The sequence below is a fragment of the Halomicrococcus pelagicus genome, from assembly GCF_050954125.1.
On the sequence record NZ_JBPBWC010000013.1, the window covers coordinates 1 to 12,705 of the forward strand.

Here is a 12,705-nt window from a genome sequence, read left to right on the forward strand (position 1 = left end):
GCTGGTGTAGTACCGTGTCGGGTTCCTCTCCGGCCTACTCGCTCGCTTCGCTCGCTCCTTGAGGCCGGAGGCTCCACCTTGCATTACGCTGAACAGTGGACGTTCTGCTTGATCTCAATCGACGTGAACATCGCCGACGAATCGGTGGTAATCGAGGTGGGCGAGGAACGCGGGGACGAACTGGTGGTTCGAGGAGTGCGAGTCGTGGAGAACTAACCGTAACATCGTGGTCCGGGTCACGCTACGAGGGGTACTTGGCCGAGCCCGAGCCACTTGCCCCGGCGACGTTGTCCGAGGCGTGACCGAACGATTCTCACTGAGCCGTTCCACCGAGTACTCCGGTGACGGAGACGCGCCATCTACGACCGAAACTCGTCCACGACGGGGATACCCATGGTCTCAAAGTTAGTCATCGCGGCGAGCCGGTCGGGCACGTCGTCGAGGGTCACCGTTTCGGACACGACGGCGCTCGGGGTGAGCGTCCCCCGTTCGACCATCCGGAAGATTTCGTCGTAGCGCGGGGGTTGCATCCCGAACGAACCGAGAAAGTCGATCTCCTTCATGACCATCGCGTCGGTCGGGAGGTCGACGCTCCCTCGCTCGTCTTCGGTGGTGAGACCGATCTGTACGTGCTGGCCCCGACGGCGGAGGCTGTTCACGGAGTTGTGGCACGTTTCGGCGATGCCGAGTGCGTCGACCGAGACGTTGGCTCCGCCGTCGGTCACGGCCCTGACGGCTCCCGGAACGTCGTCCGTCTCCGCGGCGTTCACGGTCTCGGCCGCACCGAGCGTTGCGGCCTTTTCCAACTTCTCCTCGGCGAGGTCGACGGCGACGACGTTCGCGCCGACGGCCGAGGCGATGTGGACGGCCGAGAGCCCCACACCGCCGCAGCCGTGGACGGCGACCCAGTCACCCGCGTCGACGTCCGCCCTGTGAACGAGTGCGTGGAATGCGGTTACGAACCGACACCCCAGTCCGGCCATGGCTACCGGCGATACGTCGTCGGGCAGCGCCACCGCGTTCTGGTCGGCGGCGGGAACGTGCACCTGCTCGGCGAACGCCCCCGGCGCGGCCTCGGCGAACCCGAGCGGAACGAGGTTCTCGCAGACGTTCGAGTGACCGTTCCGGCACTCGGGACAAGTGCCGTCGCTGAGATTGAACGGGACAGCGACGCTGTCGCCCTCGCGGAGACGCGTCACGTCCTCCCCCACCGCCACGACGGTTCCGGCGGGTTCGTGGCCCAGAATCTGCCCTTTCGGTGGTTTCGCCCCGATCCAGTCCCAGTCGCCCTGCCAGGCGTGCCAGTCGCTCCGACAGATGCCGCAGGCCTCCGTTTCGATCACGACGCCGTCGGGGTCGGGGCTGGGCCGTTCCACGTCCTCGATCTGAAGCGGTTCGCCGTACTCTCGTAACACTGCAGCACGCATACGGATTTTCTAGACGTTCTCGAAGATAAATCTACGGCCGAACGTACGCCGACTCCCGCGATTCCGTTAACGAGAGATGCATATATGGCAGGTTGTTTTGTATTGGAATCTCAGTGGAGAGATAGCATTTCGATTGTCAGAGGTACAGTATTCGATACGCGAGGCAGTCCGAGAGTTCGGCGAGGAGAACGAGGGGTTCCACCGGCTCGTGGACTTCTTCGCCAGCGGCCGGGTCAACGCCGCGGCGCAGGCGGTTGGGACGGCCCAGGCGGCGCTCGATCACTAGACCCGCATCGTCGACTGCCGATTATTCGATGGCAGTGTCGATGCGTCCGCGTGCGTCGTCGACCGACTCGTCGATTTGGGCCTTCTCGGCTCACGTCGCCAAACTCGACTCGAGCGCTCCCGACGACGCCGAGGGTCACGACGCCTCTCCGCCGTCGATCGTACGCTTCATCCGCCGAGCGAGGTCGGGGTCTCGTTTCTACGACCGGTTACGGCCTGTCGTCCGCAAACGAGTGCGTACCGTTCCCGATTGGACGTTCAGGACACTGTCGTGCCCACGTGGCCACCGGCCAGAACTGTGTGGTTCATTCGTGGCAATGGGAATTGGAGAGGTGCGGGTCCGGAGGTACGTTTTCACTGGCCCCAGTACGCGAAGGCGGCGGTAGTCCCTGCTCGTCGGACGTACTCGGTCTGCATTTCGCGGACGGCGACCTCGAGCGAGTCCGTCCGATCGAGCTGCTCGCGGACCCGAGCGAGTTTCCATCGGCTCGGCGTCGTTCGCCGATCCCAGCGCAGTTCGATCGGCCGGAGATACGTCTCGACGAGCTCTGTCGAGACTCCCTGCTCACGCAGGCCGGAGCGAGCGAAGTCGAAGATTTCCTCGTAAATCTCTTCTGCGTTCGTCGTGCGGACGCCGTCAGCGGTAATCCACGCGAGGTCGGCGTCGAGGCCGGACTCGACGGCGCTGTAGAAGCTCCGTTCGGCTGCTCCGTGATCGAGTTCCGGGAGAGGATGGTCGGCGCTGACCAGCCCACGGAGCAGTCCGGCAACCAAACACTGAAAGCCCACTACGCCGGTTATCGTCGGCTGCGTCGGGAGGGGCCGATACTCGATGCGGATCGACCACTGGTCGCCCTCGCCGACCGGTTGCCCGCCGATGACGCCCCGGAGCCACCGCCAAAACGTCCCCCGCTTGTGGCCGAGTTCCCAGAACTGGTCGTCGAACGTCTCCGAGTCCTCCCTAGCGATCCATTCACGCAGGAACGGCGCACACGTCGGATCTGCCACCAGATTGTCGACGACGTCGGTCGTCGTCCGGATGTCGTCGGGGAACCGCACCTTTTCCCACCCGGCGTTGACTGATTGCTCGAACACGGGAATTCGAAGTTCGTGAAAGGTGGTCTCGAGCAGCTTGTACGGGTCGTCGACGTCGTAGAGATCCGGTGGCAAGAGCGGCGAGTTCGTCGCTAACGCGAGTACCGGACCGAGCGTTCGGATTGCCGTGTTGTGGTACCGGGGGAAGAGTTCCGGATCGGGAACCTGGACGTGTGGCTGGATCGAGCTCGTTAGCGACTCGAAGAGGATCGACGGGAAGTCACGGACGGTTCCTGGAACCGTGAGGGAGAGCGTCCCCTCGGCTCGATCGAGGACGTCGTTGTCTATCGCGTAGTATCGGGGAGAGACCGTCATGTTTTCCGCGACGGTCACGTCGCCGTGTTCGTCCACCTCGCTAAGGTACGAGACGGTTCCTTCCGGAGGCGGTACGGTCCACATTCCGTCGAGGACGAGTTCCACGTCGTGTCGGTTCACGGCTCGCTGTGCCCGCTGGTACTGGCGCCGAAGTTGCGTTACCTGATTCTCGATTCCCTCGACGGCGAATGGGCTGGGTGCAGTGTGGAGTTCGGCGTTGTGGAGGCCAAGTTCCCGCTCGCAGGGACCATCGAACACCTCCCCCGGCAGTCGTGCAAGACGGGTGTCGTCGGTGACGGCGTACAACTCGCATTCGAGTCCGAGGGCGAACCCCGGATTCGCAAGCCGCCCGTTTCGGACGGCTGTGGTCAAGTTCGCAGCTTGCTCGATGACTCGACGGTCAAACTCATCCTGGGTCGCGTCGGCGAGCGATCGTTCGACGAGTTCGACGGGTGAGGCCATCACGCACTGTACGGAGTCCTGCAGGTTAAGATGCTATGTGACAGAGTTGACGAAGCCATCGTTTCATCCATTTCACTGATACCGAACGGAGAGTCGGCCTCTTCTCTCACAGCTCTCCCTCTTGGGTGGAACTAGTTTTCGTGGATACGGTCGTTCGTAATCACGTGGCCAGCAGCAGTTCGAAGGGTCGTCAGTCAGTAGTAGCGTTGGTCGAGTTGGACACGCCCGGTAATTCGGGGTCACTCCGGCGTCGATACTCCGGGCTTCGTCGTGCTGCGACCGTCTCGACGTACGGACCAACGCGAATGAGAATTTGACATCTGATTAGTGTATCGGAAATAGCCGCCCATTTGTACAATGATAACACTTAACATGGAAGAGTACGATACGTATTCCGTGGAGAGGTAGACGAACAACCATGCGAAAGTACTACGAGTGCCGAAACTGCATGCGGCGGGTCACCACGAGTTCGTACCAGTCGACCTGTCCGGACTGTGACGGTCGGTTACGGAACATCGCCGTTCCACGGGAATAAGAGATGTCGGAAAAATCCCACCCCGACGACGTGACGACGTGGAACGACCCCGAACGGTGTCCCTTCTGTAACGACGAGCTCGCGAACGCAGGTCCGGCGTTCGTCGACCATCTCGAACGTAATCAGTCCTGCAAGAAGCGTTTCGAGACGTGGCGAGAACGCGTCGCCGACGACGTCGGGGGCGAATGGGTCGGGTGATTCCCGTTACGGCGAACCGTCGTCCTCTGGTGTTCGCCAACCGGACTCGAAGTCGCCGGCTCGATTATCGGAACAACGGATTCCGGCAGGTGGGCCTGACGAGCGTCGAAGCGGCCGGGGACTCGTCGTCACCCTGGTGCCGTAGGTCCGCGCCCATTCGTGGAACGCTGGCCGGACCCTCGTCGCCCGCCACTCTTCGCCGAGTATCACCGCGTCGCTGTGGAGGAGGAAACCCATTCTACCATCGGTGTAGCGTTGCTGCGGACGACCCCTTGCCGTGAGCGAACGCAGATACCGTCGAGAAGCAACGACGGTCCGAGAAAACGGTCGACTACTGGCTCACGGTGCGAACAGTGACGGACTCGTCACCAAGAGTAATCGCCCCAATCGGGCAGATCGTCGACGGCCGATAGCGGGTCGGCACGGTCGCGATAATCAGCAAAGATATCCATCGCCCATTCTGCCACCCGTGGATCATCCGTAGTCGCGTCCAGGAGGTGCGCACCGGACTGCTGTTCGTACGCCCGCAACTGGACGAGCGAATCGTCGTATATCGTCATTCCCCAGGGAGGGACGTCGTCGTAAACCCAGTATCGTGGTTTGGCCTCCCGTTCGATGAGTTGGTCGTGTAACTCGGGGAACTTTCCCAGGCGGTGTTCCACCTCGTCTTTCGGATAAATAGACTCGGCTCTCATCCCGTCTTCTGCGATAATTTGGAAAATCTTTTGGATGTACAGTTCCGGCACGGGTGTCCAATCGATGACCCTAATGACGTCACTACGTTCGACGAACTCCACGTCTCTATCGATCGTGAACGGTGGGTCCCGTTCGACGACCCAATCGACGTCGGCATCGGTAAACACGGCACAGTCGAACTCTTCTGCGGACGACTCGAACAGTTCGAGTAGCGGCTGTAGCTGACAGGCTGTTTCGAGACCCTCCTCGAACTGCATGACCTGCTCGGCAACGATGCGCCCCAGTAGGGTCAATCCATATCCCGAATTCGTTCGTCGGACGAGACCGTTTTCGTCGAACGACCGGATAATCCGGTGGCAGGTTGACTTGGAGAGGTCGAGTTGCTCCTGGAGTTCGCGGCGGTGGTGTGGTCCCTCCAGTAATGCTACCAAAACCGGTTTGCGGCCCACCGCCGTTTCGAGGAATTCGTCGTCGAACTTCATCGGATCTTTGCTAGTTTATAACAAGGCGGCTGACTAAGGCGTTTCGACGACTGGTACAGTCCCGTTTCGTGGAACGGTTCCCGTTCGTGATGTAAATCTCAATACATGAGTACAAGCACGACGCGCTCCTACGCTGCAAACGGAGATGGCTTCGTTAGAGACCGACGGATCGAGTACGTTACCGGGCGAGCGACAGGAGAGACGGCACCGAACTTCCGGAAGCGAACGCCATCCTCGGCAAAGATTGGAGAGCCGCATCCGTCGCTGGAGGTGTGTTTCGTCGTGACCTCCAGAACGAGTTCGGAGACAGTCATCGAAACGGACAGCTTGACAAAGCAGTACGGGTCCGGTGACAGTGCAGTCGTTGCGGTCGAAGAACTCGACCTCCAGATCGAATCCGGCGAGGTGTTCGGATTCCTCGGTCCCAACGGTGCCGGCAAGTCCACCACCATCAACATGCTCTTGGACTACGTGCGCCCCACTGCAGGATCCGCGACGGTCCTGGGGTTGGACGTGCATCACGAATCAGAGGCACTCCGGAAGCGCATCGGTGTCCTTCCGGAGGGGTTCGGTCTCTACGACCGACTGTCCGGGCGGCGACATTTAGAGTTCGCCATCGAGTGGAAGGACGCCGCCACTGCTCCCGACGCGCTCCTCGACCGAGTCGGCCTGACCAGGGCTGATGCCTCCCGACCAGTCGGTGACTATTCGAAGGGCATGCAACAGCGGCTCGCGTTGGGGATGGCACTCGCCGGCGACCCCGACCTCCTCATCCTCGACGAGCCATCCTCTGGACTGGACCCCCACGGCATCCGCCAGATGCAGGAACTCGTTCGCGAGGCGGCCGAGGCGGGGAAGACCGTGTTCTTCTCCAGCCATATCCTCGGCCAGGTTGAGGCCATCTGTGACCGCGTCGGTATCCTGTACGAGGGGAAATTGGTGGCAGTCGACACTGTCGAGGGATTACGCGAAACCGTCGGAGCTGGCTCCGAACTACGTCTGCGGGTGACCGACGACGTCGACGTCGAGGTAGAACCCATCGAAGGTGTCGACTCGGTCGTCCAAACGGACGGCATCCTTCGAGTCACGTGTTCGGAGTCACGGGCGAAGGCACGGGTCATCGCCCGTCTCACGGACGCCGGCGTCGACATCCTCGACGTCGACTCCGAGAGCGCTTCCCTGGAAGACGTCTTCACGGCCTATACGACCGGCGAAACGTCTCGAGAAGTCGGTCGGAACGAACCGACCGTCGGGGAGGCGTCCCCATGACGGCTACCTGGAAGGACGTTGCCAGGAAGGACTTCGAAGACGCAGTCCGGTCGAAGATGCTCTGGGGACTCATCACCGTCTTCGTCGCTTTTCTGGTGATGGCACTCCTCTCCGCCGAACAGCTCTTCCCGGACCGGGTGACTGTCGACGCCGCAATGGCGCTGGCTGGCGTCGCGATGCTCGGCCAGTTGTTCGTCCCGGGCATCGCACTGGCCGCAGGCTACATGGCCGTGGTCGGCGAGCGCCGTTCGGGGAGTCTGCACGTCCTGCTAAGCTATCCGTTCTCTCGATTGGATATCGTAACCGGGAAACTCGTCGGTCGACTTCTGGTCACTGGCACGGCACTTACCGTGGGATATGCCGTGGCGAGTGTACTGGTCGTGACGCTGTACGGCGCCCCCAACGTCGGAGCGTTCGTCGGGTTCGTGGCCGCTGGTATACTGGTTGGACTGACGTTCACGGGCCTCGCCGTTGGTGGGTCAGCCGCCACGGCGACCAGGGGACGGGCGATGGGACTTACCATCGGGTCGTTCATGGGGATGGTGTTCTTCTGGAAGCCGATAATCGTGGGGCTGTACTACGCCGTCAACGGGTCTCTTCCGGGAATCCAAGCCGATAGCTGGTACTTCCTCCTGAAACGACTCAATCCCTTAGAGGCCTTCCGCGTACTCACGGGCGCCGCCCTCAACGAGGAGGTGGCCCCAGTTCCCGAGTTCCCTCTCGAAGATATTCCCACAACTACCCCGCCGGAGCGACTGGAACTCGCCAATCGCGTCGCAGGCGAGGTCCCGTTCTACCTCGAAGATTGGGCTTCGGTTATCGTACTGGTTGCCTGGGGCATCATCCCCGTCGTGCTTGGCTACTGGCGATTCGAGCGCTCCGACCTCGAATAAATCCAGCTAAGCGTTCTTCTTCGTCTCTGCTGACGCTTTCGGCCGATTAGATTAACTGACCGTGGTCGCCATGTCCGGTATGAGTTACTCCGCAGCGAGTGGCGATCTGAGAGAGGCGATAGAGAAGTGTGTCGATAAGAACTACGCTAGCGGAGAAGCGGTCCGTCCATCGCCGTTCGACGAAGCGGCCGCGGACGACGCATCCGATGACGAACCGGAGGGAAAGTACCAGGTCGAGGTGCTCAGAGACGACCCCAAAGACGACGGCCTCGTCGTCGTCGATGCGAAGAAGGTCGAGGGGAGTTGGGAGGTCACCTTCATACGCGAGTTATAATAAGTAATCGACGCAAGGGGAGCAAGGAGAGCGAACGCTTCGGTTTCGAGTTGCTGTTGCTCATGTCGTCACCGGTACGGTGGTACCGACTGAGCATGGCCACTCGCTCCGTAGCTGGCCGGCAGCAAAGCCCACACTACGCCCCTGTGGACTGACCGGGGGCTGGAGACTCCCCTCGTCCGAATCGACTGGATCCGCCACCAGTCCGGGGGCCAACGGTTCGACGTGCGGAAGCCGTCACGACGCGTCCGCGTTCGCTATCTCCGGCAGTGGCTCGACGCGAAACACGTAGTCCTCGTAGACGCCATCGAGGTTCGTCGGACTCTCCTCGTCCGTGTGCGCTCGACACAGGAGGGCCTCCGCCTCGACGGCGCCGTGACCGGTGTCTTCCTGGTATCGTTCGAGGACGACGAACGCCGCCGGCTCGTCGCAGTTGCGACGGTGACACTCGCGAGGCGAATCCGGAGACTCGTCCTGCTCGTTTCGGGTCTCGTTCGCTTCGCCCCGTTCGTCACGCGGCGGCTCGGCTTCGTCGATGCGCTCGCGCGCCTGCTCAAGTTCTCGCTCTCGCTGGCGGTTCTCTTCGTCACGGGCTTGCTCGTCCCGGCTCTTTTTCGTGTCTGCCATACTGTGACACAGGAGAATGAACGGGATAACGTTGTGGGCGCCACACGTGACTCCGGTCCGTCCCCCGCTTGCACGCCATCCCCGGCATTACCCTCCGTGCTCGACCAGTCCCGCCGCTCGGGTCTTCCTGCTGTTCCGGTAGCGGGTTTATCGCTGTCACGTCTCGGAGGTGCAAAAATACGGACGACCTGTTATCGTCTCGGACAACGGTCGAAGTCCAGGGAACGTCGACTTCCCCGTTATCCGACGTTCATCGCGCGTTGCACGACGTCCTCGCCGTACAACTCCGCCAGTGCTTCGTGCTGGTCCGGACGATTCTCGTACACGTCCTGGAACAGGCTGATGGGCGTCATCGCGGCCTGGTAGGTGGCCTCGTCCCACATTCGGTCTTTGGTGATGTCGATTTCGTTCCCGTCGACGACGATGGTCGCCGCCTGCGTCATGGAGATAGCGCCCCTGCCTGCTTCCTTGGCCGCTTCGAATTCCTCCATCGAGTCGACGATGTCGTCCATGCTCGGAACGTACTCGGTCAGGTCCAGCAGCTCTTCACGCAGTTCGTCCTCGTCGAGTTCGAGTTCGTCACCGTCGACGCGGAGAACGTAGCCATCGCTGGTGTCCTCGAGTTCGATCCGGTCACCGTCGTAGACGTGGAGGTCGTCCACCGATTCGAGTTCGACCTCGCGGCCGTCCACGTCGATGAGCCAACTGCCGGTTTCCGGCGGTAGCGGTGCTTCGTTCGCTTCGACGACCTGGCCCGGGGTCAGCGACCAGATGCCGATCATCCCTTTTGCGCGGTTGTCGGTCATCCGCTCGTTGTAGCCCTCCACGTCCCGGATGTCGTCGTACGGACCGTCGACCGCGACGAGGCCGGCAGCGCTCGCACCCCGAGACGTGTTGTGGCGGAGCTCCGGCCACGACGGCAGTCCGCCGGTTGGCGTCATCGCGCGCATGTCCTTCGTGTAGTCGACCTCGCCGTCGACCAGCATGAACAGGCGTTCGAGGTTGTTCGTCGGCTTCGCTATCTCTTCGCGGAGGTCGCCCATCGCCAACTCGGCCGCCGCGCTCTCGACGATGACCGACATGGCCAGACTCCCTTCCTCGAGGCCGTGCTCGTTCTCGGCGACGGTGAGGAACTCGTCGGCCTTCTTCCAGTCGTCGATGCCGCCGACCTCCGGAATCACGAAGCCGTCGATGTGCTCGATGGCTCCTTTCTCGGGGTCGGCGATCTGCAGTATGTGCTGGAAGCCCTGGTACCGCGTGGTGGGGCTGTCCCGATGCCAGACGACGCGGGGGTGAATTTCGCCGGGGAAGTCCGCCCCGTGTTCGGCGACGACGTCGACGACGTTCTCGGCACCCTCGTCGCGCATTGAGGGTGCCGTCGCGTCCTCGTTGTCCGGGACCCAGACGTCCGGTGCTTCCATTCCGCGTAGCTGGGCCGCACTCCGCACCATCTTGGCGGAGTCGTCTTCTCCCTCCACCGCCGTCGGCGAGGTGAAGAACGTCCGCACGAACGCGCGGTCGTGCTGGCGGCGAGTGCTCACGTCAGTCGTCCTCCCCTTCGGACGCGGCGACCGTCTCGCCCCCGTCGGTTTCCGACGTGATGGGGTCGGACTCGTCCTCGGAGTATCCTTCGGAGCCTTCGATGCGCTCGTTCGCTTCGGGGTCGAACTCCTTCTCGATCTCCTGATAGCGGTCGACGAACGAGAGGTCGTGATGGGATTCCGTCTCGTGACCGAGATACCGGTCTTCGAGGTCGAACTGGGCCTCTTCGGCGTTCTCCTCGATGTTCACCATGTCTTCGAAGACGCTGTGGGCGCCGGAGTGAAGCGCGTAGAGGGTGATGAAGATGTACTCGTACCCCAGGTCGCCGAGTTCGTCGAACGTGAGCGGGTCGTCCTCTTCGGACCACGCGAACGACGAGGAGTAGTTGAACGCCAGCGTGAGGTCGGGGTGAGTCTCGTGGATGGTCTCGGCGTACTCGATGGCGTCCTCGCGGCTCGGGTCCGGCATCTCCGGCCAGACGATGTCGACGCCCGCGTCGGCGTAGATGCGTCCGCGTTCTAGGTGTTCTTCCCAGTCGCCGTTCGCGGAGCCGTACGCGTCGGTCCGGGCGATGATGACCGTGTCCTCGGACTGTTTGGCGTCGACGGCGGCTTCGAAGCGACCGCGGGCGTCCTCGCGCGAGACGATTTTCTTCCCGGCGATGTGTCCGCACCGCTTGGGCGTCGTCTGGTCCTCGATGTGGACGGCGGCGACGCCCGCCTTCTCGTACTCGCGGACGGCGCGACGCACGTTGTGAATGCCGCCGTAGCCGGTGTCGCAGTCGGCGACGACGGGGAGGTTGCAGGCTTCGACGATGCGTTTGGCGTTCTCGACCATCTCGGTCATCGACACCATCTCGAGGTCGGGGTATCCGAACTGCCCGAGCACCGTCGAGTAGCCGCTCATGTACGCGGCATCGAGTCCGGCCATCTCTGCCAGGCGGGCGTCGAGGGCGTGGTACAGGCCGGGCGCGAACACGTAGTCCTGCGAGTCGAGTCGGTCGCGGAACTGTTGAGCGGCACGGTTCTCCAGGTCGGTCGTCGTCACGTCTTTGTCGGGAATCATCGGTCTTCAGCGTCTATACCGTCGAGTATCTCTTCGATCTGTTCGAGATGCGTCCGGAGGACCGCGCACTTCTGTCGGAGTGCACGGACGCTCGTGGGGTCGATCGTCGGCGTCTGTTCACCAGATGGGGTGATCATCGGAACTGTCGGCGCTTCTTCTTCGCTTCGGTCGTATCGAGTCCGGTCTGTCATATCGGTTGCTGCGGTTGTCGGGTCGTTCGAAGAGGCGATTCAGGGTCGACGTCTGGGGCGGAGTACGGATACCATCGTTCGTTTCACCACAGTCGTTGGTCACGCGAACCACCGATAAATGTTATGATTGATAATGTTAATAGTCTTTAGTGGACCATTACGACTCTGGAGTGATTAAGGAATATAATTGACAGACAATAACTCACATAATTCTACGCTCTCGAACCCTCACTGACGTTGCACCAAATGATAGAGGGCTAACACGAATTGTCCGGCGAATATAAAGAATCTCAACAGCACGAGGTCTCTATGCGTCTTGGTTGCTCTTCCTGAACTACCAGTTGGTGAGTAAGACTACTGATAGGTGAAGCGATATGAATATCTGTTTTCGACCAGAACCTGCCCGCTAGCTGTGCCACGTACATCGAAACGGGAAGCCGAATACGCCCCGGAGTGGCCTCCGACGTTCCACCGCGGAATCTCGCCAGTACTCGCGACCGTCCTTTTCCTCTCGCTATGGCTGATTTTTACAAACGGCGTACGTACAGAAATGGTGGGTCCAGAACCGAGCGTCGTTTCCGAGCGAATCCTGGGCATGGCGTCGTCGACCGTTCAAATCGGGATTGCACTGCTGGTTCTCCGGTACGAGGGTGTTCGACTACGCGATCTCGGACTCTCTCCCCAACTCCTCGCTCCAGCGATGGTCGCCGTCGGTGGGGTCGTGCTCGTACTCAACGGGGTCGTCGCTGGGCTCACTATCCTCGGTGGGACCGAAGTGTCAGTCGGGGTCCAGTCTGTGCCACCGAACTATTCGTCGTTCGAAATCGCCGTGAGTGGCGTCTATTTCTATCTTTTCGTCGGACCGGCCGAGGAACTGGTGTTTCGTGGATATCTCCAGAACAAACTGACCGCACTCTTCGAGGGTGGCAACGACCGTACTCGAAGGGCACTCGGAGTGGTGACGGCGGCGGTCACCTTCTCCCTGTTACATGTCCCCGTCATCGTCCTCGTCGGAGGCGTCCAACTCCGGGAGATGTCGGGAATACTCTTGATGTTGATATTCTCTGGTATCACCTTCGGTACCGTCTACGAGTTGACGCGTAACCTGTACCTCGTGGCGTTCCTGCACGGAATCGGCGACTTGTGGCCGTTGTTCGTCGACCCGGGTTCGAGCGCGTGGCCGAACTGGGGAGTCATCTTCGCGTGTTACGCACTGCTGGTCCTGCTGTACCGGCAGTGGGCAACCGGAACGTCGAGGTCGCCCCTCGAAGCGACGTAGGTGCGTCATC

At 61.5% G+C, this 12,705-nt stretch carries 14 protein-coding genes; 7 read left to right on the plus strand and 7 right to left on the minus strand.

Translation table 11 applies throughout. From position 1 onward, the window contains the following. Nucleotides 1–359: 359 nt before the first annotated feature. Entirely contained in the window at nt 360–1,427 is a 1,068-nt protein-coding gene (locus tag ACRYA2_RS18760; protein WP_433631633.1) for a zinc-dependent alcohol dehydrogenase family protein, read from the minus strand. A 133-nt stretch (nt 1,428–1,560) separates the two neighbouring features. Between ACRYA2_RS18760 and ACRYA2_RS18765 the strand changes: the two genes are divergently transcribed. Continuing rightward, nucleotides 1,561–1,713, plus strand: a complete 153-nt coding sequence (locus tag ACRYA2_RS18765) for a hypothetical protein (RefSeq protein WP_433631636.1) — start codon at nt 1,561–1,563, stop codon at nt 1,711–1,713. 353 nt (nt 1,714–2,066) lie between these two features. Here the strand turns inward: ACRYA2_RS18765 and ACRYA2_RS18770 are convergent, their stop codons facing one another. After that, nucleotides 2,067–3,584, minus strand: a complete 1,518-nt coding sequence (locus ACRYA2_RS18770) for a glutamate-cysteine ligase family protein (RefSeq protein WP_433631639.1) — start codon at nt 3,582–3,584, stop codon at nt 2,067–2,069. Between the two features lie 418 nt (nt 3,585–4,002). Here ACRYA2_RS18770 and ACRYA2_RS18775 point away from each other — a divergent pair, with 418 nt between their 5' ends. Next, nucleotides 4,003–4,119, plus strand: coding sequence for a rubrerythrin-like domain-containing protein (locus ACRYA2_RS18775; RefSeq protein WP_433631642.1), 117 nt, complete (start codon nt 4,003–4,005; stop codon nt 4,117–4,119). 3 nt (nt 4,120–4,122) lie between these two features. Next, nucleotides 4,123–4,317 carry a DUF7501 family protein gene (locus ACRYA2_RS18780; RefSeq protein ID WP_433631645.1) on the plus strand — a complete coding sequence of 65 codons (195 nt, stop codon included), beginning with the start codon at nt 4,123–4,125 and terminating at the stop codon, nt 4,315–4,317. Between the two features lie 365 nt (nt 4,318–4,682). On the opposite strand, the gene ACRYA2_RS18785 is transcribed toward ACRYA2_RS18780, so the two are convergent. Beyond that, the gene (locus tag ACRYA2_RS18785; RefSeq protein ID WP_433631647.1) at nt 4,683–5,495 is read right to left on the minus strand and encodes a helix-turn-helix transcriptional regulator; all 813 of its coding nucleotides are present in this window, start codon (nt 5,493–5,495) and stop codon (nt 4,683–4,685) included. A 282-nt stretch (nt 5,496–5,777) separates the two neighbouring features. Here ACRYA2_RS18785 and ACRYA2_RS18790 point away from each other — a divergent pair, with 282 nt between their 5' ends. The 3 genes from ACRYA2_RS18790 (at nt 5,778) to ACRYA2_RS18800 (ending at nt 7,991) form a co-directional block, all read left to right on the plus strand. Further along, complete coding sequence (locus ACRYA2_RS18790) at nt 5,778–6,764, plus strand: ABC transporter ATP-binding protein (protein ID WP_433631650.1); 987 nt, start codon at nt 5,778–5,780, stop codon at nt 6,762–6,764. Further along, a complete protein-coding gene (locus ACRYA2_RS18795; protein ID WP_433631653.1) occupies nt 6,761–7,657 on the plus strand; it encodes an ABC transporter permease in 897 nt (298 codons plus the stop codon). Before ACRYA2_RS18790 ends, ACRYA2_RS18795 begins: the two co-directional genes overlap by 4 nt. Before the next feature lie 79 nt (nt 7,658–7,736). Continuing rightward, nucleotides 7,737–7,991, plus strand: a complete 255-nt coding sequence (locus tag ACRYA2_RS18800; protein WP_433631656.1) for a hypothetical protein — start codon at nt 7,737–7,739, stop codon at nt 7,989–7,991. A 237-nt stretch (nt 7,992–8,228) separates the two neighbouring features. On the opposite strand, the gene ACRYA2_RS18805 is transcribed toward ACRYA2_RS18800, so the two are convergent. The 4 genes from ACRYA2_RS18805 to ACRYA2_RS18820 form a co-directional block, all read right to left on the minus strand. Continuing rightward, entirely contained in the window at nt 8,229–8,618 is a 390-nt protein-coding gene (locus ACRYA2_RS18805; protein WP_433631660.1) for a hypothetical protein, read from the minus strand. Nucleotides 8,619–8,857: 239 nt separating this feature from the next. Continuing rightward, nucleotides 8,858–10,159, minus strand: coding sequence for a malate synthase AceB (aceB, locus tag ACRYA2_RS18810; protein WP_433631663.1), 1,302 nt, complete (start codon nt 10,157–10,159; stop codon nt 8,858–8,860). A 1-nt stretch (nt 10,160) separates the two neighbouring features. Then, nucleotides 10,161–11,225 (minus strand): isocitrate lyase/PEP mutase family protein, encoded by a 1,065-nt coding sequence (locus ACRYA2_RS18815; protein WP_433631666.1) that lies wholly within the window; start codon nt 11,223–11,225, stop codon nt 10,161–10,163. Further along, a complete protein-coding gene (locus ACRYA2_RS18820; RefSeq protein ID WP_433631670.1) occupies nt 11,222–11,416 on the minus strand; it encodes a hypothetical protein in 195 nt (64 codons plus the stop codon). The genes ACRYA2_RS18815 and ACRYA2_RS18820 overlap by 4 nt, the downstream gene beginning before the upstream one ends. A 550-nt stretch (nt 11,417–11,966) precedes the next feature. Here ACRYA2_RS18820 and ACRYA2_RS18825 point away from each other — a divergent pair. Next, on the plus strand, nt 11,967–12,695 hold the full coding sequence (locus ACRYA2_RS18825; RefSeq protein WP_433631673.1) for a CPBP family intramembrane glutamic endopeptidase: 729 nt from the start codon (nt 11,967–11,969) through the stop codon (nt 12,693–12,695). The last annotated feature ends 10 nt before the right edge of the window (nt 12,696–12,705 follow it).